The sequence below is a fragment of the Pyramidobacter sp. CG50-2 genome (assembly GCF_003612005.1).
Classification (GTDB): domain Bacteria; phylum Synergistota; class Synergistia; order Synergistales; family Dethiosulfovibrionaceae; genus Pyramidobacter.
Map to the genome: position 1 here is coordinate 17,121 of NZ_RAWT01000016.1, position 21,687 is coordinate 38,807.

At 60.8% G+C, this 21,687-nt stretch carries 16 protein-coding genes; 7 read left to right on the plus strand and 9 right to left on the minus strand.

Annotated elements, in window-relative coordinates; genetic code table 11:
• Nucleotide 1: 1 nt before the first annotated feature.
• The 5 genes from D7D26_RS04890 to D7D26_RS04910 form a co-directional block, all read right to left on the minus strand.
• Nucleotides 2-985 carry an ABC transporter ATP-binding protein gene (locus D7D26_RS04890; RefSeq protein ID WP_120372266.1) on the minus strand — a complete coding sequence of 328 codons (984 nt, stop codon included), beginning with the start codon at nucleotides 983-985 and terminating at the stop codon, nucleotides 2-4.
• Nucleotides 986-993: 8 nt separating this feature from the next.
• Entirely contained in the window at nucleotides 994-1,893 is a 900-nt protein-coding gene (locus D7D26_RS04895; RefSeq protein ID WP_120372267.1) for an ABC transporter permease, read from the minus strand.
• A 14-nt stretch (nucleotides 1,894-1,907) separates the two neighbouring features.
• Entirely contained in the window at nucleotides 1,908-2,873 is a 966-nt protein-coding gene (locus tag D7D26_RS04900; protein WP_078016022.1) for an ABC transporter permease, read from the minus strand.
• A gap of 136 nt (nucleotides 2,874-3,009) precedes the next feature.
• Entirely contained in the window at nucleotides 3,010-4,620 is a 1,611-nt protein-coding gene (locus D7D26_RS04905; RefSeq protein ID WP_120372268.1) for an ABC transporter substrate-binding protein, read from the minus strand.
• 301 nt (nucleotides 4,621-4,921) lie between these two features.
• Complete coding sequence (locus D7D26_RS04910) at nucleotides 4,922-7,693, minus strand: hypothetical protein (RefSeq protein ID WP_120372269.1); 2,772 nt, start codon at nucleotides 7,691-7,693, stop codon at nucleotides 4,922-4,924.
• 223 nt (nucleotides 7,694-7,916) lie between these two features.
• Here D7D26_RS04910 and D7D26_RS04915 point away from each other — a divergent pair, with 223 nt between their 5' ends.
• Nucleotides 7,917-9,269 (plus strand): MATE family efflux transporter, encoded by a 1,353-nt coding sequence (locus D7D26_RS04915; RefSeq protein WP_158606275.1) that lies wholly within the window; start codon nucleotides 7,917-7,919, stop codon nucleotides 9,267-9,269.
• A gap of 251 nt (nucleotides 9,270-9,520) precedes the next feature.
• Here the strand turns inward: D7D26_RS04915 and D7D26_RS04925 are convergent, their stop codons facing one another.
• Nucleotides 9,521-10,669, minus strand: coding sequence for an aminotransferase (locus D7D26_RS04925; RefSeq protein WP_120372272.1), 1,149 nt, complete (start codon nucleotides 10,667-10,669; stop codon nucleotides 9,521-9,523).
• Between the two features lie 397 nt (nucleotides 10,670-11,066).
• Here D7D26_RS04925 and D7D26_RS04930 point away from each other — a divergent pair, with 397 nt between their 5' ends.
• The 6 genes from D7D26_RS04930 to D7D26_RS04955 all read left to right on the plus strand — a co-directional run bounded on the left by D7D26_RS04930 (nucleotide 11,067) and on the right by D7D26_RS04955 (nucleotide 18,643).
• Nucleotides 11,067-12,125: a sensor histidine kinase gene (locus D7D26_RS04930; RefSeq protein WP_446737514.1), complete on the plus strand. Its 1,059-nt coding sequence runs from the start codon at nucleotides 11,067-11,069 to the stop codon at nucleotides 12,123-12,125.
• Nucleotides 12,122-12,772: a response regulator gene (locus tag D7D26_RS04935; protein WP_120372274.1), complete on the plus strand. Its 651-nt coding sequence runs from the start codon at nucleotides 12,122-12,124 to the stop codon at nucleotides 12,770-12,772. The genes D7D26_RS04930 and D7D26_RS04935 overlap by 4 nt, the downstream gene beginning before the upstream one ends.
• 401 nt (nucleotides 12,773-13,173) lie before the next feature.
• Nucleotides 13,174-14,481 (plus strand): glycine/sarcosine/betaine reductase component B subunit, encoded by a 1,308-nt coding sequence (locus D7D26_RS04940; protein ID WP_120372275.1) that lies wholly within the window; start codon nucleotides 13,174-13,176, stop codon nucleotides 14,479-14,481.
• A gap of 20 nt (nucleotides 14,482-14,501) precedes the next feature.
• Nucleotides 14,502-15,818 (plus strand): glycine/betaine/sarcosine/D-proline family reductase selenoprotein B, encoded by a 1,317-nt coding sequence (locus D7D26_RS04945; RefSeq protein WP_120372276.1) that lies wholly within the window; start codon nucleotides 14,502-14,504, stop codon nucleotides 15,816-15,818.
• 138 nt (nucleotides 15,819-15,956) lie between these two features.
• Nucleotides 15,957-17,519 carry a BCCT family transporter gene (locus tag D7D26_RS04950; protein ID WP_233543467.1) on the plus strand — a complete coding sequence of 521 codons (1,563 nt, stop codon included), beginning with the start codon at nucleotides 15,957-15,959 and terminating at the stop codon, nucleotides 17,517-17,519.
• 110 nt (nucleotides 17,520-17,629) lie between these two features.
• Nucleotides 17,630-18,643, plus strand: a complete 1,014-nt coding sequence (locus tag D7D26_RS04955) for a hypothetical protein (protein ID WP_120372277.1) — start codon at nucleotides 17,630-17,632, stop codon at nucleotides 18,641-18,643.
• A 219-nt stretch (nucleotides 18,644-18,862) separates the two neighbouring features.
• Here D7D26_RS04955 and D7D26_RS04960 read toward each other — a convergent pair whose 3' ends face one another.
• Genes D7D26_RS04960 through D7D26_RS04970 form a run of 3 tightly spaced genes read right to left on the minus strand, consistent with a single transcriptional unit; the run spans nucleotide 18,863 to nucleotide 21,520 of the window.
• On the minus strand, nucleotides 18,863-20,245 hold the full coding sequence (locus D7D26_RS04960) for an MATE family efflux transporter (protein WP_120372278.1): 1,383 nt from the start codon (nucleotides 20,243-20,245) through the stop codon (nucleotides 18,863-18,865).
• Nucleotide 20,246: 1 nt separating this feature from the next.
• The gene (gene nikR / locus D7D26_RS04965; RefSeq protein ID WP_009164553.1) at nucleotides 20,247-20,666 is read right to left on the minus strand and encodes a nickel-responsive transcriptional regulator NikR; all 420 of its coding nucleotides are present in this window, start codon (nucleotides 20,664-20,666) and stop codon (nucleotides 20,247-20,249) included.
• Nucleotides 20,642-21,520 carry a papain-like cysteine protease family protein gene (locus tag D7D26_RS04970; protein ID WP_009164554.1) on the minus strand — a complete coding sequence of 293 codons (879 nt, stop codon included), beginning with the start codon at nucleotides 21,518-21,520 and terminating at the stop codon, nucleotides 20,642-20,644. Before D7D26_RS04970 ends, nikR begins: the two co-directional genes overlap by 25 nt.
• Nucleotides 21,521-21,687: the final 167 nt, after the last annotated feature.

Sequence of the window (21,687 nt, forward strand, 5' to 3'; positions counted from 1 at the left end):
GTTACTTCACCTCCCCGCGAAGCGGAAAATGGCAGGCGGCGCAATGCCCCGGCGCGATCTCGCGCAGCTGCGGCGCTTCGCGGCGACAACGTTCCTGAGCGCAGGAACAGCGCGGACTGAAATAGCATCCCGAAGGCAGGGCGAACATGTTGGGGACGATGCCGGGGATCGTGTCGAGGCGCTCTTTTTCCGTGCTCAGGTCGGGAATGGAGCTGATCAATCCATGGGTGTAGGGATGCGCGCTGCGGTCGATCACGTCGCGCGCGGCGCCGCTCTCGACGATCTTGCCGCAGTACATCACGTTGATGCGGTCGGCGACCTCCGAAACCACGGCGAGGTCGTGGGTGATCAGCATCAGCGAGCAGCCTTCGGCGCGGATCAGGTCGGTCATCAGCTTGAGGATCTGCGCCTGGATCGTCACGTCTAGCGCCGTCGTCGGTTCGTCGGCGATGATCAGCCGCGGGCGGGCCGCCAGCGCGATGGCGATGACCACGCGCTGCCTCATGCCGCCGGAGAACTGGTGCGGATAGTTCTTGAGCCGGCTTTCGGGATTGGAAATGCCGACGGCCCTGAGCAGGTCGACGCTGGCCCGGCGGCGCTCGGCCGTATTCATTGACGTGTGCAGCCGCAGCGTTTCGTCGAGCTGCTGGCCGATCGTGTAGACGGGGTTGAGCGAGGTCATCGGATCCTGGAAGATCATGGAGATGTCCTTGCCGCGCAGCTTGTTCATCTCGTGTTCGGAAAGCGTCATGAGGTCTTTGCCGTCGAACAGGATCTCGCCCGATTCGATGAAGCCCGGCTCTTCGATCAGGCGGATCAGCGAGAAGCCCGTCACCGATTTGCCGCCGCCGGACTCTCCGACCACGGCCAGCACTTCACCCTGCCTGATGTCGAACGACACGTCGTCCACGGCCTTGACCGTGCCCTTGAACGTTTTGAACCACGTGCGCAGGTGCTTCACCTGCAAAAGAAGTTTGTCGTCCATGGCGGGCCTCATTTCAGCTTGGGATTCATCTCGTCGCGCAGAAAATCGCCGAGGAGGTTGATGCCGAACACGATGATCATGATGTACAGCCCCGGCAGGATTGAGACCCACCACAGGCCGCTGTAAAGCACCGTGAAGCCGTCGTTGCAGAGCATGCCAAGCGACGGGCGCGAGATCGGCACGCCCAGGCCGAGGAAGCTCAGCGTCGCCTCGGTGAGGATGAAGCCGCCCACCTGGATCGTGGACAGCACGACGATGGAGGCGAAGACGTTGGGCAGCACGTGCTTGTAAAGGATGCGCCAGTTCGGCAGGCCGATCACGTGCGTGGCTTCGATGTATTCGCATTTTTTGACGCGCAGCGTTTCGCCGCGCACCGTGCGCGCGTAGCGCACCCAGCCGACCAGCATCAGCGACAGCAGGATGTTGGTGATGCTGCGCCCCAGCATGGACATCAGGAACAGCGCGATCAGCATCGACGGGAACGACAGCTGCACGTCGGCAAAGCGCATGATGAGCGCGTCCACCTTGCCGCCGAAATAGCCCGAGATCAGCCCCAGCACGATGCCGATGCCGCTGGCCATCAACGTGCCCAGCAGGCCGATGACCAGCGAGACGCGACTGCCGTAGACCATGGCGCTGACCATGTCGCGCCCCTGCTGGTCGGTGCCCAGCAGGAACTTGGGGTCGCCGCCCTCCAGCCAGAACGGCGGCTTGTAGGCGTCGCCCAGGTCGAGCTCGGCCATGTTGTAGGGATTCTGCACCGTGAACTGCGGCCCCACGACCGCGATCAGGATCACGAGCAGGACGATCACCGCTCCGGCGATCGCCGTAGGGGAGTGGCGGAAATTGTAAAACAGTTCCGAATCCAGAAAGCGTGCGACTCGGCTTTTCTCGTGTGCGTCAGACATTTTTCGTCCTCCTCCTACTGCAAGTCGATGCGCGGATCGATGAAGACGTAGAGCAGATCCACGATGAAATTGATGAACACGAACATCACAGCGACGAACAGAATGTAGGCGGCGATGATCGGCCGGTCGGCGCTGGTCACCGCGTCGATGAGCAGCTTGCCGATGCCCGGCCAGGCGTAGATCGTCTCGGTGATCGTCGTGAACGCGATCAGGTTGCCCAGCTGCAGTCCGAAGACCGTGACCACCGGGATCAGCGTGTTTTTCAGCGCATGTCCGAACAGCACCTTGCGGTTGGGCACGCCCTTGGCGCGCGCGAACTTGACGTAATCCTGCCGCATGTTTTCCTGCATCCCCGCGCGGGTGAGGCGGATGATGGTCGCCACGTTGCCCAGCGCCAGCGTGATCGACGGCAGGATGATATGTGCCCAGCCGTCGGCGGTGGCGAGGCTGGTCGTGATTCCGAAGATCACGCCCGTTTCGCCGCGTCCGGACACGGGCAGGACGCCGAGATACAGGCCGAAGAAATAGATCATCACCATGCCGATCCAGAACGACGGCATGGAGATCCCGGCGATGGACATGGCCATGACGCTTTTGCTGAAACGGCTCTTCGGATACGCGCCGGACCATACGCCCAGCGGGATGCCGAGAAAGATCGAGAGCACCATGGCCACGGCGACGATGTCCAGCGTGGCGGGAAGCCGTTCGGTGATCAGCGCCAGCGCCGGCAGGTGGTACATGTACGACTGGCCGAAATTGCCGTTCAAAACGTTTTTGACGAAGATCCAGTATTGCACGTACAGCGGTTTGTCCAGGCCAAGATAGGCCGAGACGGCCGCGATCTCCTCGGGCGTCGCGTTTTCGCGCACCATAAGGTAAACGGGGTTGCCCAGCACGCTCGTGAGCACGAACACGATCAGCGAGACCACGAGCACGACCAGCACGAGCTGGGTCAGCCTTTTGACGAGAAACTGAAGCACCTTAAAGGTCACCTCCGCGGAAAAGCAGTCTATTCCGGAGCGAAAAGGACGGAAAAAGACTTTCATCAAAGACAGACGGTTCTTTTCGCGTGAAAAGAACCGTCTGCATTATGGGTGTCTTTCGGGAACCGGGAAATTATTTTTTGAACGTGACGTCCCACGCGTACACGTATTTGTTGTAGCGCGGCGCGTAATCGATGCGCGGCCCGACGGCGTACACGTCCATCTGGAAGTGCAGCGGGATGTAGGCCACGTCGTCGGCGGCCAGCTTCCACGCCTGCCGCATGATCTGATCGCGTTTGGCGGCGTCGACGGTCGCCATCGCTTCCTCGATCAGTTTGTCCACCTCGGCGTTACTGTAATAACCGCGGTTGACGCCGCCCCAGCCCTGCTTGACGTACTCGCCGGGCTTCATCGAGTAGATCATGTCGAGGGCGATCAGCGCTCCCTCGCCGCCGGAGTCGGCCCAGCCGGTCTGGCACAGATGCGTGTTGTCTCCCGACCGATTGACCGCGCCGATGTAGGAGAAGAAAATGTTGCGCGACATCAGATTGGGGACGACCTTGATGCCGACCTTTTCGAGGTATGAGGCGCAGGCCGTGGCGATGGCGCCGTCGTTGATGTAGCGGTCGTTGGATGCGTCGAGCGTCACCTGGAAGCGCGTGCCGTCGGCCTGGCGGGGATAGCCCGCCTCGTCGAGCAGCTTTTCAGCCAGCTGAGGATCGTAGGCAAGGCGCTTGATCTCGGGATTGTAGCCGTTGTAGCCCTCGGGGCAGTAGGTTGCGGCGGGGAGGGCAAAGCCGTTCATGACCTTGGCGACGATCTCGTCCTCGTTGATGGCGTGGTACATGGCGGCGCGGACGCGCTTGTCGGCCATCGGGTTTCTGCCCGTGGGCGAAACCAGCGGGAACTTGGAATCCTTGCTGGGGTTTTCCACGCAGGACGGATTGAGGTAGATGACGCGCAGGCTGGGCATCTTGACGATGCTGATGTTTTTGTTGCGCTCGATCATGGCCACGTCGCGCACCGGCACGTCGACGATCATGTCGACGGCGCCGGACATCATGTTGGCGGTGCGGGTGCCGGGGTTGGTGATCGGCTTGTAGACGACGTTCTCGGCCTCGGGTTTGTCGCCCCAATAAGTTTCGTTGCGCTTGAAGACGATGCGGTCGCCGCGCACGTGCTCGGCCAGCGCGTACTTGCCGGTGCCGACGGGGTGGTTGGCGTTGTAATCGTCGTCGTGGGCCTCGTAGGTCTCCTTGTCGAGGATCACCACGTCCTTGACGTGGGCCAGCAGCAGCACGTTGGGCGCCTTGCAGGTGATTTTGACGGTGTAATCGTCGATCTTCTCGCTCTTGTCGATGGTGGCGAACGCGTAAATGAAGGCCGACTTGCCGGCCGTGTTGGCGCGCTCGAACGAGAACAGGACGTCGTCGGCGTTGAAGGCGCTGCCGTTGTGGAACGTGACGCCCTTGCGCAGATGGAACGTCCAGATCGAAGCGTCTTCGTTGGTTTCCCAGCTCTCGGCCAGAAGCGGCTGCGGTTTGATCTCCCGGTCAAGGGTCACGAGCGGCTCGAAGACGTGCTCCATGATGGCGTTGTTGAGGTCTTCGTTCAGCGAATAGGGATAAAACGAATAAGCGTCGCCCGTCAGGCCGATCGTCACGTCCCGCGGGCCCGCCGCGCAGGCTGCCGAGGCTCCCAGTGCCAGAGCGGCCAGCGCACACCACAAAATACTTTTCTTCACGGTATTTTCCTCCTGTTAAAGATAAGTTTTTAAGAACCATCTGAATCATAATTTTTATGGATACAAAATTCAACAATAAAACATAGTAATCGGTGTGATAATGAGGGTTGCTTTTACATTAAAATGTTTGTTGCAGAACTGTCACACAGATAAAATACTTTTCCTCAGCTTTATCTGCCGACAATTTTTCGAAAAGAAAAGAAGCTCGTCACGGCAGTCATAGAACATGGGCGGCGGATTCATGTGAATCCGCCGCCCATGTTCTATGACTGCCGCTTTTTATTCCGCGGGCGTCCGCCTCTTATTTACCGAAAAGGCTGTTCAACCCTTTTTCGAGCTCTTTGTTGAGCGCATCGTTGAGCTGGTCTCTGACGCTGTTTTTGCCGGATCCGCTTTCGGCGCCGCTCTTGCCGGTGAGTTTCTCGGTGAGCTTGTTCACGGCGTCTTCTTTGGCCTTTTCAACGGCGTTCTTGGCCTGGTCCTTGACGTTGGTGACTTTGGCGTTTTCCTGCTGGGCTTCCTTGGCGTCCCAAGTCTTGCCGTTGACTTTGAAACTGCCGATCTTGGGGTCGTCAATGGTGCCGCCGACGTGGAAGGTCAGGTTGCGGAAGTCGTTGACGCCCCAGCTCTTGCTGGCGCCGGCGATACCGCCGCCGATCAGTCCGGCGATGCCGCCGGCTCCGCCGGTCAACAGGGCTGCCGCGCCGCCGGCCGCCATCGCGCCGCTCAGGGTCGAAGCTGCCGTGTTCACGAGCATGGCGTTGATGGAGCCGTCGACGTTGATGTCCAGATTGCCGGCGTAGGCGAAGGTACCGTTGGCTTTGATGTACTGATAAATGCCGTCGCCCTTTTCGGCGTTGATGACGGTGCCGTCCTTGAGCGTCAGCTTTTCGATGTCGTTGGAAAAGGGGATCCTGGCGTTGGCGTAGGCGATGCCCTTGTTGCCGTGCAGCGCGGCGACGGCGTTGACGATGGACTGATACTGCTTGAAGCCGTACATCCTGCCGCCCGCCGAGGAGACGGAACCTTCGCCGTCGAGCGTGAAGGGGCTGAGCTTGCCGGCGGCCTTGTATTCGCCGGTCAGCGTGCCGGTCAGTCCGCCGCCGAGCGCGGGCGCCATCTGGTCGATGATGGTCTTGAGCTGGCTGCCCTTCAGGCTGGCGCCGAGCTCGTAAGTCATCTTGTTGATGTCCATGCTCGCATTGCCGTCGATCGTTCCGCCGGCGAATTTGGAGGAGAAATCGGGCAGCGAGGCCACCATTTTGGAGAGCTTGAGGGAGGATCTGATCTGTTCGAACTTGAGCCCCGTAAGCGAGAAGACGGGGATGGAAAGCGAACCGTCGCCGGTGATGTCCGTGTCGGAAAGCTCGCCCTTGAGGCCGCCGCTGAGTTTGCCGGAAGCGCCCAGCGAGGCGGCGCCGAACGTGTTCATCACGTTGCCGAGGTCGATGCCGTTCAGTTTCAGATCGTAGGTGCCGTTCAGATTTTTGCCGAATTTCAGCACCGAGTCCATCTTGATCGTTCCGTTGGCGACGACCGCGGACATTTCCTTGAAGGCCAGATTGTCGCTGCCCATGGTGATGGAGCCGTTGACCTTGGTGACGGGCAGTTCCATAAAGACCAGCGAGGCGTTTTTGAACGTCACCGTGCTGCCCTGGAAGGCGACGGGCACGTTGACCTTGTCGATGTTCATGTCGTTGAGCGAGACGCGCGGCGAGTCGATCTTGCCGCCGGCGGTGATGGCGCTGCCTTTGCCCTTAACGGTGAAGGCGGCGTTCACTTTGCCCTTGATGTTCGCCGGCGCCGAAGGCACGATCTTGGGCAGCATGGCGAGGTCGAAGTCCTTGACGCTGAAAGCCACGTCGGCCGCCACTTCCTTGCCGCCGGCGTTGACCGTTCCTTTGAGCGTGGCGGGATTGCCGGCGAGGTTGGAGCCGCCGGAGACGGTGATCAGCCCTTTGCTGTTGAACGCGGCCTTGAAAAGTGTGTCGGTGACGCTGGCGCCGCCGAGCGTAAGTTTGTCGGCTTTGATTTGGGCGCTGCCCTTGAGGGCGTTCACCGGTCCTTCGACCGCGACGTTGACGGCGTCGACCTGTCCGCTCAGTTCAGCTGGCAGCGAGGGCAGATTCTTGCGCAGAGTTTCGGCGGTGACGGGGCCGTCGGTGTTCATGTTCACTTTGATGGAAGGCGTTTTGCCGCCGAGGTCGGCGAACACGTCGCCTTTGGTGGGAATGCCGATGGCATTGACGGTCAGAGGCTTGAGATTGACTTTCAGGTCTTTCATCGCGACCGTGGTGCTGGCCGAAACGGGGAAGCCCATGGCGGAACCGTCCTCGAAGCTGACAGTCCCCGCTACGGCGGGATTGTCCGGCTCGCCTGTGACGGTCATGTCAGCGGTGACCAAACCTTTGACGAGGAAACTTTCCAGCTGGGGAACGAGGGCCGCCAGATCGCCGATCTGCACCTTGTCGGCAGCGGCCTTGAGATTCAGCGCCGGCGCTACGTCGCCGCTGACGCTGATCGTGCCGCCGGCGGTTTTGATGTCTCCCTTGCTGATCGTCAGGCCGGGGGCCATGCTGACTTTGAAACTGCCCTTCAGGGGCAGACCGTTGAGGGTGATGTCGAAGGCCGCCTCGGCCTCGCTGCCGTCCAGCGTACCGCCGACTGAATTGAGCTGGAGGTCGTTGAGCGGAACGGCGCTGGGCAGCGTGACTTTCTGGCCGGTGAAGATTTCGGCCAGCTGGAGCAGGTGGGGAATGGTGCTCTTGATGTCGCCCAGTTCCACCCAGTCGAGCGCCACGTTACCGGTGATCAGCTTGAGCAGCGCCGGGTCGACGAAAATTTTGCCGGCTTTGATCAGCGATGTACCGTCGCGCGTCAGTTCGATGTCGTTGAAGGTGTAGCCTTTGACGGGATTACCTTTGGCGCCGCCGATGGACACGCCCAGATTATAGGTGTTGGCCACGTATTCGGCGCCTTTTTGAGCGATCCAGCCTGTGCCGACGTCCAGCGTGCAGACGGCGACGACGGCCGCCGCAAGCAGGACCGCAATGCCTATGAAAAATTTTTTCATTGGGATTTAGCCTCCTCTATTCTGTCGTTTTCACAACGGCAATGATGGTACGCTTCGCGATTTTGTGCCGGCATTCTTGTGCCGGACTCATTATAGCACAGGCTTAGAAAAGGGACGTTTCCGCGCGGAAAAGGAACGGAGCGTTTCCATTTGCATCGTGTAGTGTTTATAAAACAATCGTGTTATCATGAAGCAATACATTTGTGGAAGGTGCAGGAAACTTATGGAAAATCGTCGTGAAATGCTGGCGCAGGCGCCGCTGCTGCATCTGCTCGCCAAAATGTCTCTGCCGGCCATGATCGGTATGTTCGTCATGGCGTCGTACAACGTGGTCGACGCGATCTTCATCGGCTGGGGCGTCGGTCCGCTGGGCATCGCCGCCACGTCGGTGGCGTTCCCGCTGCAGCTGTTCGTGGGAGCGTTGTCCATGTGGGTGGCCATGGGCACGGCTTCGCTGTCGTCGCGCAAACTGGGCGCGGGGCTTGACGACGACGCGGAACGGGCGCTGGGCAACGGCTTCGTGATGTCGACGGCGCTGGGTTTCGCGACGCTGGCCGCCGGACTGTTCTTCCTCGATTCGCTGATCGCCATGATGGGCGCCGACGAGCGGGTGGCAGACTACGCGCGGCAATATCTCGGCATCGTCTTTCTCGGCAATCCGCTGGTGATCGTGGGGATGCTCTTCAACAACACGATCCGCTCCGAGGGCAACACGCGCTACGCCATGTACTCGATGGTGCTGCCGGCGGTGCTGAACGTTTTTCTCGATCCGCTGTTCATCTTCGGCTTCAAGATGGGCATGGCGGGGGCGGCCTGGGCGACGGTGATCGGCCAGCTGGTGACGCTGCTGTGGAATCTTCGCTACTATCTGACGGGGCGCCGCAGCCTGATCGCCCTGCGCGTCAGCCGCATGCCGCTGCGCTGGGCCATCGACGCCGAGATCCTCGGCGTCGGCGTTTCCGAGTTCGCGCGCCAGGGGGCGCTGACGGTGGCCAACACGATCCTGATGAATCAGATCTCGCATTACGGTTCGGCGCTGCATATCGCCGCTTACGCGATCATGATGAAGGTCTCGTCGATCGCCGTGATGCCGATCTTCGGCATCGGCCAGGGCATGCAGCCGATCGTGGGCTACTGTTACGGCGCGGGACTTTACGGCCGCGCCCGCAGGGCTATCGAGATCGCGCTGCTTTCGGCCACGGTCATCACCGTGACGGGCGAGATTATCCTGCTCGGCTTTCCGCACGTTTTCGTGCGCGCGTTCACCGACGACGCCGAGGTGATCCGCCTCACCGTCTGGGGCGTGCGCATCCTCCAATCGACGTTCGCGATCATCGGCTTTCAGATCGTCGGCACGGTGACGTTTCAGGCGCTGGGATTCGCGGGGCCGGCGCTGTTTTTGTCGCTGAGCCGGCAGGTGATTTTTTTCATCCCCTCGCTGCTGATCCTGCCGCGGTTTTTCGGCGTCGCCGGCGTGTTCTTGAGCTATCCCGTGGCGGACGTGTGCGCCTGCTGCGTGACGCTGGCGCTGCTGATCTTCTACCGGGGACGCTTCAAAAGGCTTGAACGGCGATGATGACGACGTGTCGATAGAAACGCATGGTTGGCGATGCCGCGCTCCGCAGCGAAACGCATTCTTCAGGGCGACGTCGTAAAGATTTTGTCCCTTTGCGAAGCGCCGCCGCTCCTCTCGAACGGAGCGGCGGCGCTTTCCTGTGCGCGCGGGGCGCGGAAATCCTTGCGCTGCGGCGGTCCGACGGCCGGTTTCGCACGGCGGCGTCGCAGCGAAACCGTTTCCTGTGTGGATGCCGTATTCGAAGCGTAGATTTACGATCTCGGCGTCGAATGTGATTCCTCGTACGAAGCGAGAAACTCGCTTACCGCCGCGAGCCCGGCCTTCAGCGTTGCCGCGTCGCAGGCGTAGCCGATGCGCAGGCTGTACGGCTCTGCGAAGCAGTCGCCGGGCGTGACGAAGGCGCCGGTTTGACGGTACATTTTCTCGCAGAACTCATAAGACGGCATGTCCAGATCGTAATGGAGCAGCGCCGTCGTACCGGCCACGGGCTTGACATAACGCACGTGCGGCTGCCCGGCGACCCATTCGTCGAGGATGGCGAGATTGGCGCGCACGATGGCGCGGTTGCGGGCCAGCAATGCGTCGCCGTGCGCCAGGGCGACGGCGGCCAGCGCTTCGTCGAACATGCCGCAGCTGATGAGATTGTAGTCGCGGTGCGAGAGGCAGGCCTTGAGCGCGCTCCTGTCGCGCGTGGCGATCCAGCCGAGACGAAGGCCCGCCAAGGAGAAAGTCTTTGACATGCTGCTGACGGAAATGCCCTTTTCGTACAGGTCGGCTATCGACTCTTGCCACTCGTCGGTCTGCGTCAGATGGCGATAGACTTCGTCGCAGACGATCCACGCGCCGACGCTGCGGGCGATCGCCGCGATCTGTTCGAGCAGCTCCGTGTTCATCAGCGCGCCGGAGGGATTGTTGGGGTTGTTCAGACAGATCATCTTCGTGCCGGGGACGACGAGTCCTTTCAGTTCCTCCAGATCGGGCAGATAGCGATTCTCCGGCTTGAGGCGCATGATCTTCACGTCGGCGCCGTAGCTTTCGGGAATGGAATAGAGTTGCTGATAGGTGGGCATGACGGTGACCACTCGGTCGCCGGGTTCGATCAGCGAATAAAAAAGATGGTGATTGGCGCCGGCGGCTCCATGGGTGGTGACGAGGTCTTCCGGCGCAATGGTCCGGTAGAGTTTGCAGACGCCCCTTTTGAAGGCCGGCGCGCCCTGGATGTCGCCGTAGGCGAGACGGCGGGCGCAGAACGCGTCAAGAAATTCCCGTTTGTTCGCGCCGGTCAGTGCGAACAGCTCGTCGACGGATATTGAGCTTACGCAGGTCTCGGCGATATTGTAGGCGGCGCCGGTTTCGTAGGCGTTCATCCACTCTTCCACTGCAAAAGGCCTGATCTTCATGAACGATTCCTCCCTGGATACCTGGATATTGGAAAAGGCGTCCCAAACCGTGCCTTGTGGCGCGCTTTCGCGCGCTGTACCTGCGGCAGGTTCGGGACGCCTTTTTGCCTCCGGCCGGTGCCGGAGAAGGTGAACTTATTTTTATCGATTGTAGATTATCATGAACTTTGTGCCCTGTCAAGAAGCCGCAGTGAAGCGGTCAGGACGATCTTTTTCCTGTTCGCCGAAAATCGGGAAATATTATAGAATGAATCAGTGCCTCTGCTTTTATGCGTTGGCGGGAGAAAACGAAGGTTTTGTATTTCGTGGATAAGGCGGATGAGTTGAAATGAATCATAATGAATATAACGGAAGAAGAGCATCCGGGACATCCGAAGAAGCCATGATCGTGTATCGGATGCTGTTCGCGCGGACGTTCGACCCGATCGCGCTGTACCGCGTGGAGGAAGGATCGCGCCGCAGCATCACGGCCGACAGGGTGTTTTTCGTCGACGTCAACCCGTCTTACGAGCGCGTCATGAAGGTTCGCCGCCGGGACGTGATCGGCCGCAGCTTTCTCGACGTATGGCCGATTTCCGAGCCGCGCTGGTCCCAGATCATCGTCGACTGTCTGCGTCTCGGACATTCGGTGCACTGCGAGGGCAACAGCAAAGAGGCCGGCAGTTTCCTCGAGGCGATCGCCTTCCCGCTGCCGCCGGCCATGGCGGCCGTGATCTTCCTCGACAAGACGAAACTAAAGGATGCCGACGAGGCGCTGGACCGCAAAAAAAACGAATTGCGCAATTTGGCCACGCAGCTGACGCTCACCGAGGAGAGCACGCGCCGCGCCATCGCCACCGACCTGCACGACCGCATCGGCTACGATCTGGTATCGCAGCTTCACAAGATCCGCGAGCTGCGCGAAAAAGTGCGTCCGGCGCTGGAGGCGGAGATGGCGGCGCTGGAAGCCAACACGGAGAAGATGATCCGCGAAAGCCGTTCGCTGATCTTCGAGCTCAGCCCGCCCATTCTCAAGGAAGTGGGCATCAATCCCGCCTTGGAATCGTTGGCCGACAATCTGCTCACGCTGCACGGCATCAAGTGGGAGCTGCGCGCGAAGGGGACCATGGCCGACTTCTGGGCGGACGACGCCGTCTGCGTGATCCTCTACCGCATGGCACGCGAGCTGCTGATCAACGTGATCAAACATTCCGGCGCGACGCGCGTCACCATCATCGTCAACCGCGGCCCGGGGAAGATCATGGTCGCGGTGGAGGACAACGGCCGGGGATTCCCCGAGGACTTCGACCTCGACCATAACGAGGCGCGCAAGGAAACGAAAAGCTTTGGGCTTTTCAGCATCAGGGAACGCCTTGAGCCCATCGACGGGACTCTGAAAATCGTTTCCATCCCCGGGAAAGGCGCGACCGTCGCCATGTCCTGCCCGTTGAAACTGAAGGAAGGGGAGTTCAAATGAGTATTCGCGTGCTTCTGGCCGACGATCACGAAATGTTTCTTGAAGGACTGCGGGAACTGCTCGGCAAAGCGGACGGCATCGAACTGGCCGGACTGGCCCGCGACGGCGCGGAGGCCGTCGCGGCGGCGGAGCGCCTGCAGCCCGACGTGGTGCTGATGGACATGACGATGCCGCGGCTGAACGGCATCCAGGCGACGCAGAAAATTGCCGCCGGCTCGCCCGGCACGAAGGTGCTGGTGCTGTCCATGCACGGCGACAAGAACCTGATCGTCGAGAGCCTGAAAGCCGGCGCCCGCGGCTACGTGCTGAAAGAGTGTTCGTCGCAGGAACTGTGCCTGGCCATCCAAACCGTCGCGAACGGGCAATATTACTTGACGCCGGCGATCCTTTCGACGCTCATCGGGGATTATCTGCGCTTGACCGAAAGCGAGGCCCAGTCCTCGAACTGCCCGCTGTCGGACCGTGAACTGGACGTGTTGAAGCTTCTCGTCAACGGCTGCAACGCCAAACAGATCGCCGAACAGCTCAGCATCAGCAAAAACACGGTGGACACCCACCGTCGCCACATCCTCGACAAGCTTGGCTGCAACAGCATGGCCGAGCTGACGCGTTACGCCATCCGCGAAGGCTACCTCGACCTCAGCTGAACGCCGTCTCCAGCCGCGAAGAAAAAGCGGGCCGGCACCCGCGGCACAACGGAAGAGGAAAATCGGCAACGGCGCCGCCTGCGCGGCAGGCACCGAACCATCGTGAAAATCTCGTCGGGAAACAACGGCAAAGAGCCGCCTCGCATCGACCGGGGCGGCTCTTTGTGCATGTTCCGCGTTAAGCGACGCCGTCGGATTGTCGCGAGCGGCGCGTCATAATTTTTACTACGGGCATTTTCACATTTTTCATTATGGAAATCATTCATTCTTTTTCATTATAATTCAATCGTGAAAAGCAACACAGAGGGAATGGAGTGGCCGGGCTGAGAACGTTCGGTCATCTCGAAGGGGCATCGGAGGGATTTGATCCCGCGAATCTTGAAGAAGGAGTGATTTCAGTTATGAGACTTGAAATCGGAGCCTTTCATGTGACCGACATCAAGTTCGGCGACCATACGGGCTACAGCAAGGGCATTCTCACCGTCAATAAGGAAGAACTGCTCAAGGTCGTCAAGGAAGACGAGCACATCACCACCGCCGATCTGAGGATCGTGCATCCCGGCGACGAGGTGGTGCTCTGTCCCGTCAAGGAAGCGGTGGAGATGCGCTGCAAGGTGTCCGGCGGCCACGGGATCTTCCCCGGCGTGCTGTCCGAGATGGAGATCGCCGGTTCCGGCCGCACCCACTGCCTGCAGGACTGTTCGCTGCTCGTCGTCGGCGAACATTGGGGAGGATTCCAGGACGGCCTGATCGCCATGGGCGGCGCGTATCAGCATCACACCATTTTCGGCGACATGGTCAATCTCGTGCTGGTGGCCGACACCGACGAAGAGTTTGAAAAGCGCGAGCAGCAGAAGAAAAATCACGCCCTGCGCTGGGCCGGCATGCGCCTTGCCGAATACGTCGGCCAGTGCGTGAAAGACCTCGAGCCCGAGAACATCGAAGTCTACGACCTGCCCGCCCTGAACGAGCGCGGCCCCGAAGTGGACAAACTGCCCCGCGTGGTCTACCTGCTTCAGCCGCAGACCCAGATGGAGACGATGGGCTACAACACGCTGATCTACGGCTGGGACGGCAACCATATCCTGCCCACCTTCATGCACCCCAACGAACTGCTCGACGGCTGCATGGTGTCGGGGTCCTTCATGCCCACGTCGTCGAAGATCTCGACTTACGAGTTCGCCGTCAATCCGATGATCAAGAAGCTCTACGAACAGCACGGCAAGACCATCAATTTCCTCGGCGTCGTCATGTCTACGCTGAACGTGAAGATGGACGAAAAAGTCCGTTGCGCCAAAATGGCCGGACAGATCTGCGCCTCGCTCGGCGTCGACGCCGCGGTCGTCGTCGAAGAAGGGTACGGCAACCCCGACGTCGATTACACGGCCATGCTGGTCGAGCTCGAGCGCCTCGGCATCAAGACCATCGGCCTGTCGGATGAGTGCACCGGCCGCGACGGCGCCTCGCAGCCCCTCGTTTCGATGAACCCCGCCACCGACGCGTTGGTCACCACCGGCAACGTGTCCCAGATGTACGAGTTCCCGAAGATGGAAGTCATCGGCGAGCTCGAAGCTCTGGCCCGCGACGGGAACTCCGGCGGCTGGGAAGGCTGCATCCGTCCCGACGGTTCCTTCGTGATGGAAAACAACGGCATGTTCTGCGCCAACCACATCAGCGGTTACTCCAAGAGAACCTGCGCTGATTTTTAAATCGGGGAGGCAAAAATAAAATGCTGAAAGCCATTCACTACATCAACCAGTTTTTCGGCCAGGTCGGCGGCGAAGACGCGGCCGACGCCAAGCCCATTTTCCACGACAATCTCGTCGGCTGTTCGATGATGCTGAACCAGATGGTGAAGCCCGACATCGAAGTCACCAACACCATCGTCTGCGGCGACAATTACATCACCAATCACACCGACGAAGCCCTGAAAGAGATCTTCGCCTGGCTCGACACGAAGAAATTCGATATTTTCTTCGCCGGTCCCGCCTTCATGGCCGGACGCTACGGCGTCGGCTGCGGCATCATGTGCAAGGCGGTGGCCGAGCGCTATCACGTGCCCGTGATCACCTCCATGAACGAGGAGAATCCCGGCGTCGAAGAGTACAAATCCGTGTGCTACATCTTCAAGGGCGGCCGCAAGGCGACCTTCATGAAGGACGACGTGACCGCCATGGCCGCATTCGCCAAGAAGATCGCCAAGGGCGAAGAGCTCCTGCCCGCCGCCCAGGAAGGCTACTTCCCCCGCGGCATCCGCGCCGAGATCCCTCAGCCCGACGGACGCATCGCCGCCGACCGCGTCATCGACATGCTGCTCAAGAAGCTCAAGGGCGAGCCGTTCCAGACCGAGCTGATCATCCCCAAGATGGAGAAGATCCCGCCCGCGCCCGCGCTCAAGGATCTGGCCCACGCCACCGTCGCTCTCGTCTCGTCCTCCGGCGTCGTGCCCGTGGACAACCCCGACCGCATCCAGAGCGCTTCCGCGCAGAAATGGGGCAAGTACGACATTTCCAAGCTCGACAACTTGCCCGAGGGCGTGTTCAAGACGATCCACGCCGGTTTCGACCCCGCCGCCATGTGCCACATTCCCGATCGCGGCATTCCCGTGGACGCCATGCGCTACTTCGAGAAACAGGGCAAGATCGGCAAACTCTACGATTATTACTATGTGACCGTCGGCACCGGCACGACCCAGGCTTTTGCCGCCAAGTTCGGCAAGGAGATCGCCGCCGAGCTTCACGCCGCCAAAGTCGACGCCGTCGTGCTCACCGCCACCTGAGGCACGTGCACTCGTTGCGGGTCAACGATGGGCAAAGAAATCGAAAAAAGCGGTATTCCCGTGGTTGTGATGTGCAATCTGATCGACGTGGCCAAGACCGTCGGCGCCAACCGCATGGTCCAGACCGTGTCCGTTCCTTATCCTCTGGGTGATCCCGAACTGAGCGCCGAGGCCGAATGGCAGCTGCGCACCAGCCGCGTCGAGGCGGCTCTGAACGCTCTGGCGACGGACATTACCGAACCGACGGTGTTCCCCTCCAAGTTCTGATCTGACGGAACGGCGGAGCGAGATTCTCTCGACCAGAGACAAGGCAGTAAGTCCGAGGGGCTGAAAGGACGTTTTTGAAACGTGAATTTCAGCCCCTTGTTTTAAACCGTCCTTCCCATTGTGAAAGGAGTCACTTGAATGTCGGACAAAATTTCCCGAAATCCTCTCGACCACGGCCGGCTTGACTGGTCAGGCTGCGTCGATACCAAGAGCAACGCGGTTTATTACGTTTCGATTCTGATCACCTTTGCGGCGGTCCTCTGGGGACTGTTGTCGCCCGATTCTTTCGGCTCTTTCGCCAAGTCGCTGTTCAACGGCCTGACGACTTATTTCGGCGCCGGGTACATGTTCTTCATGAACATTTTCGTCATCTTCTGCCTCTTCATTGCCGCCGGCCGTTTCGGCAAAGTCCGCCTGGGCAAGGCCGAGGACCGCCCCGAATACAGCAACTTGGCCTGGTTCGCCATGCTGTTCTCGGCTGGTATGGGGGTGGGGCTGGTATTCTATGGCGCCGCCGAACCTTTGATTTATTTCACCAATCCGCCCTTCGGCGCGGCTCCCGAGTCCGTTCAGGCCGCCCGTGACGCGCTGCAGGTCTCTTTCTTCCACTGGGGGCTGCATCCTTGGGCGGGGTACGCTGTCATCGCCATGCCGCTGGCCTACTATCAGTTCCGCTACAATGCGCCCGGTCTGATCAGTTCGATCTTCATCCCGCTGGTCGGTGAAAAGGCCGTCAAGGGGACGTTCGGCAAGGTCGTCGACATTCTCGCCACGTTCGCCACGCTGGGCGGCATCACCACGTCTCTCGGCCTCGGCACGCTGCAGCTGAACTCGGGCGCCAATACCGTCTTCGGACTGCCCAAGACCACGTTCGTTCAGGTCGTCATCATCGCGATTCTTGCCGTGCTTTACACCGGTTCGGCCGTGCTCGGCATCAAAAAGGGCATTTCCAAGGTGGCCGACTTCAACATCCGCGTCTGCTTCATCCTCATGGCCCTGATGTTCATCGTCGGCCCCTCGTTGCCCATCGTCGAATCCTTCATGACCGGCATCGGCGATTTCCTCAGCGGCCTGGTCGAGGAGAGTTTCATGATGGATCCCTACGGCGCCGGGTACCAGAAACATCTTGCCAACTGGACGCTGTACTACTGGGCCTGGTGGATCGCCTGGGCGCCTTTCGTCGGCGCTTTCGTGGCCCGCATTTCCCGCGGCCGCACCATCAGCGAGTTCATCGCCGGCGTTCTGATCGTTCCCGCGCTCGGCAGCGCGGTCTGGTTCGCCATCTTCGGCACTTCGGCGCTGCATTTGGAGCTGGTCCAACACGTCAAGATCGCGGCGGAAGTGATCAAGGATGTTTCCGTCGGCGCCTTCGAGCTGTACAAGCACTATCCTCTCGGCACCGCCATGTCCTACGGCATGATCGTGCTGATCACGACGTTCTTCGTCACTTCGGCCAATTCGGCCACGTTCGTGCTGGCCGCGTACTGCCAGCACGGCACCAGCGATCCGTCCAAGAGCAAGATGGCCATCTGGGGCATCCTCATGGGCGCTCTGGCCGTGGTGCTTTTGACCACCGGCGGCCTGATCAACATTCAGACCATCTCGTTGTGCACGGCGCCTCCGTTCGCGTTCATCATGTTCTTCTCCTGCTGGGGGTTCTGGAAGGCCCTCAACGCCGACGAGCGGAACGGGCGTCTGTAAGTCTCTTCAATCCAAGCGTGAAAAAACGGGCGCCTTTTTGCGAAAAAGGGCGTCCGTTTTGTAAAATCGTCATGGGAAAATTATTTCTCTTAAACGAAGGAGGAACGATCATGGAATCTTCGATCCTTTTGTTTTCTCCCGAATTCCCCTGCTGGGACGAGGAGACGGTGCGTCTGGCCGGCGACGATCCCTCATCGCTGGCCGGGATGCTCGAAGCCGGTGAACTGACGCGCCGCGGCGGCGGCTACGTGCTGACGCCCGAGGGCGAGGCGGCGCGGCGCGAGCTGGCGCGGTCGACCGGCGTTCCGGCGGCGGAGATGGGCGCACCGACGGACGACGAGGCACAGGCCTGCCGGGCGCTGGAACACAACCGCATGTGCCAGTTGCTCGATCGCGCGTTCCGTCAGCAGTGGGGCGTCAAGGAAGTCACTCATCACGAAACGTTTCCCGTCGTGCCGTGCCTGCCCGACGACCGGTACTTCGCTTTCGAGGGCGAGCGCGTCAGGGCGATCTGGCCGCAGCATCCGCTCGTCGAATCGTTTATGAAAGCTTTTCCGCATTGGGGCGTGGGCGCGCGCGGCCTGCCCGCTCCCGGCCAGGCGGGGCTCGACGCCTGGGCGAAAGAAAACGGCGCGCCTGCGGGGACGCTGACGATCGACTTCATGCTGCGCAGCCATGCCGATTTCGAACACTACAGGTTTTTCAAACCGATGGCGTCGGACCGCTTCGGATTTTACAACGTCGATCTGCTGTTCGCCGTGAAATGCGGTGACGATCCCCGGGAGCTGCTGCCGCTGATCGGGCGGCTGCACGTCTTTTTGATGGAGCAGCGGCGCGTCTACGTCCCCGGCTGGTATGATCTCGACGCCGATGAGCAGGAGGACTGGACGCTGCTGGCTCTTGTCGCCGACACCGAAACGCAGCTGGCCGGTCTGGCGGCGACGCTGCGGCGTTGGGGGCGCGATCTGATCGAACCCTGCCGTCCGTTTTACATCCTCGGCACGAGCATCGAACGCCTGCGCGCGCAGAAAGAGCCGAAAGATACCCTTTACGACTGGTTCCAGGAGGAGACCGTGCGCATCCTGCGTCCCGACGTGGACGATCAGGAAGATCTGTTCGGCTGAGAGCAAAATAAGTGAGGCGCGCGCGACGGCAATGTCGTCGCGCGCGCCTCATCATGAAGTTATGTGTGAACAGCGCTTTTTTCAAAAAAATCCCCTTCCGACAGATCTGAAAGTGACGATGACAGACGGTCGGAAGGGGGAAAGGGTTGCTGCGTTGTGTGTAAACGCCGAAGTTCAATCGGCGTTTTTGTTTTTCTGACGCCCGCGAAAAAAGCTGTTTCATGGAGCTGGCGCGTGCGCGGCGGAACTCGGCGCCGCAAACTCCGTTCGCCGCAGGTTCCGCGCTTCACGGCGCAGCAGCAGCGCGGCGGCGAGGCCGCCGACGAAATCGATGGCGGGAAAGGTGATCCACACGCCGTCGACGCCGAGGAATCTTGGCAGGATGACGATCAGCGCGATGCCGACGAGCTGGCGGATCAGGTTGAAGCAGAAAGACGCCCGCGCCCGTCCGAGCGCCTCGAGCGTGTAGCCGACGATGATCGCGGCAGCGCTGAAGGGAAGGGCGGCGTAGCCGATGCGCATGCAGCGCGCCGCGAGGGCGATCAGTTCGGCGTCGCCGTCGGTGAAGAGGGATGCCAATTCCTCCGCCCAGAACATCGCCGCCGCTTCGGACAAAATATAATAGCCGACCGAAAACAGCAGCGCGATCTTCACCGTTTCGCGCAGGCGGTCCCAGCGGCGCGCGCCGTAGTTGTAGCCGATGATGGGCATGGCGCCTTCGCCGATGCCGGTGACGGGCATGAAGAGCAGACTGTCGAGGCCGAAGAAGATGCCCATGGCGGAGATGGCCATCTCGCCGCCGTATTGCCCCAGCAGCAGATTGAACGCCACCAGCATGACCGAAAAGAAGATGTTGATCAGAAAGGGCGACACCCCCACCGCGCAGGTTTCGGCCAGCACCCGCCAACGCGGCCTGAACCGATCGGGAGAGAGCCGCAGCGCGCTGCGGCGCCGCGCGTAAAAAGCCAGCAGCCAGAGAAAGGCGAAAATCTGCGCACCGGCGGTCCCCCAAGCGGCGCCGGCCACGCCCATGCCGAGCCCGGCGATGAACCACCAGTCCAGGGCGACGTTGAACAACGAGCCGAGCACCATCGCCCACATGGCATGGCGCGGATGGCCTTCGGCCCGCATGGCGGCGATCAGAACCATGCTGAGAAACTGAACGGGAATGGCCGGCCCGGTGATTTTCAGGTAGGTCTCCGTCAGCGGCGCGATACGCTCCGTGGCGCCGCACAGCCTGACGATCGCCGGGATGTTGAACAGCAGCAGCGGCGCCGTCAGGGCCAGGAAAAAGACGGAGGCCGTGACGCCGTTGCCGAGCGCGATCTCGGCCCGTTCCTGATCCTGCGCGCCGAGATCGCGCGAGATCTGCGAGGCCGTGCCGACGCCGATCAGGGCGCTGAAGGCGACGACCAGCAGAATGATGGGGAAGACGACGGAAATGGCGGCCAGCCCCTCGGCGCCGACGTAATGGCCGATGAAGACGCGGTCGACGATGTTGTAAAGCGCGTTGGCCAGCACCCCGAGCGTGGCCGGCAGGGCGAAGCGGAGGATCAGGCGGGGAATGGGCGCGCTGCCCATCAGAGCGGAAGCGTCGGGCATCTCAGACCAGGACGGCGATCACCGGATTGACCGAGCTGACGGCCTTGAGCGCGCGCAGCGAGGCGATGAATTCCTTCACGCTTTCCACGTCGCCGCGGACGATGACAGTCTCGAGACAATGATCATGATCGGCGTGGACGTGGGTGGTGCACACGATGATGTCGCCGAAATCGTGCTGAAGGCCGGTAAGGCGCGCCGTCACGTCGTTGCTGTGATGATTGTAGGTGAGCGTGATCGTGCCGTAGACTTGCCCCGATCCTTTCTGCCAGGTGTCGCGGCTGACGTACTCGCGGATCAGCTGACGCAGCGCTTCCGAGCGATTGGGCAGGCCGGCGTTCTCGAGGCGCTTGTCAAAACTCTGCAGAAGGTTCTCCGGAACGGCGACGCCGAAACGGATCAGCGGTTCTTTTTCACGGTGCATGGCCACAAGTCTCCTTCCTTTCGGGGCGGACGGGCGACGACCCAAGGCTGAGTGCATTCGTCCCGTTCCATGACGAAAATGTCGTACCAGGTGCTGTAAAACTTGTCGATGTGTTCCACGACGTAGCCGTCCTGGCAGTGGTCGGCGGTGTCGTGCGGATCGGCGAGGATCAGCACGCCGTGGGCGGGATTGCCCGTGCCCATGTCGTCGTAGCCGATGATCACCCGCCAGTGCGCGCCCCAGTCGATGTTCTCGACCATGATCGGAGCGCCGTCGCGCAGCGTTCGGCGGCAAAAACGCGCGAAGCTGTCCAGCGTCGGGAAGCTTTTGGCCTCGGCGCAACGCCACGGATTGTAGGGCGCGGCGTCCTGCGGCGCTTTGGCGGCGAAAGGCAGATTCGATGCCACGTCCCAGCCGATCGCCTCGAAGAAATGGACCAGATCCTTGACCGGGATCGGGCGGCGCGACTCCGTCGGCAGGCCGTGAAAGGCCGCCATCTTGTCGGCGATCTCCAGCTCCCGCCAGTCGTGATAGCCGAAGTGGTACATGACCATCAGCGCCACGGCCGAGGCGCAGCTGTAATCGCGCGTCTGCTGGTAGGTGCGGAAACAGGGCAGGATCGTGCGCGAGCCTTGGCTGTACATGTGATAAAAGTCCAGCGCGGGAAAATAAGGCGAGTTGGGGCAGTCGGCCGCTTTGAAAAAGGCCGACGCGTCCGATTCGAGGTTGTAGCCTTCGGGCACGTGAATGATCGGATCGGCGTTCCACCGCGTCGCGACAATGGCTGCCTCGTGCCGGGTCAGTTCCCACAGCGGCGGGAGCGGCAGTTTCTCTTTTTCTGCATGTGCTGCCATCGACGCATTCCTCCTTTGCAAATAAAAGCCTGCGGCATAATTTCTTATTTTAGCGCAAAGAACGCCATTCGTGGCGGATGATTTGAGCGGAAAACAAAAAAATCGTTCCGCGCCGCCGCGCCCGTTTCGTGGTACACTTTGCCCAGAGAATCTTTTCGTCAACGGAA

Coding starts and splice junctions, on each gene's coding strand:
- D7D26_RS04890 (WP_120372266.1), bottom strand. CDS start 985: ATGGACGACAAACTTCTTTTGCAGGTGAAGCACCTGCGCACGTGGTTC.
- D7D26_RS04895 (WP_120372267.1), bottom strand. CDS start 1,893: ATGTCTGACGCACACGAGAAAAGCCGAGTCGCACGCTTTCTGGATTCG.
- D7D26_RS04910 (WP_120372269.1), bottom strand. CDS start 7,693: ATGAAAAAATTTTTCATAGGCATTGCGGTCCTGCTTGCGGCGGCCGTC.
- D7D26_RS04915 (WP_158606275.1), top strand. CDS start 7,917: ATGGAAAATCGTCGTGAAATGCTGGCGCAGGCGCCGCTGCTGCATCTG.
- D7D26_RS04925 (WP_120372272.1), bottom strand. CDS start 10,669: ATGAAGATCAGGCCTTTTGCAGTGGAAGAGTGGATGAACGCCTACGAA.
- D7D26_RS04930 (WP_446737514.1), top strand. CDS start 11,067: ATGCTGTTCGCGCGGACGTTCGACCCGATCGCGCTGTACCGCGTGGAG.
- D7D26_RS04935 (WP_120372274.1), top strand. CDS start 12,122: ATGAGTATTCGCGTGCTTCTGGCCGACGATCACGAAATGTTTCTTGAA.
- D7D26_RS04940 (WP_120372275.1), top strand. CDS start 13,174: ATGAGACTTGAAATCGGAGCCTTTCATGTGACCGACATCAAGTTCGGC.
- D7D26_RS04950 (WP_233543467.1), top strand. CDS start 15,957: ATGTCGGACAAAATTTCCCGAAATCCTCTCGACCACGGCCGGCTTGAC.
- D7D26_RS04955 (WP_120372277.1), top strand. CDS start 17,630: ATGGAATCTTCGATCCTTTTGTTTTCTCCCGAATTCCCCTGCTGGGAC.
- D7D26_RS04960 (WP_120372278.1), bottom strand. CDS start 20,245: ATGCCCGACGCTTCCGCTCTGATGGGCAGCGCGCCCATTCCCCGCCTG.
- nikR (WP_009164553.1), bottom strand. CDS start 20,666: ATGCACCGTGAAAAAGAACCGCTGATCCGTTTCGGCGTCGCCGTTCCG.
- D7D26_RS04970 (WP_009164554.1), bottom strand. CDS start 21,520: ATGGCAGCACATGCAGAAAAAGAGAAACTGCCGCTCCCGCCGCTGTGG.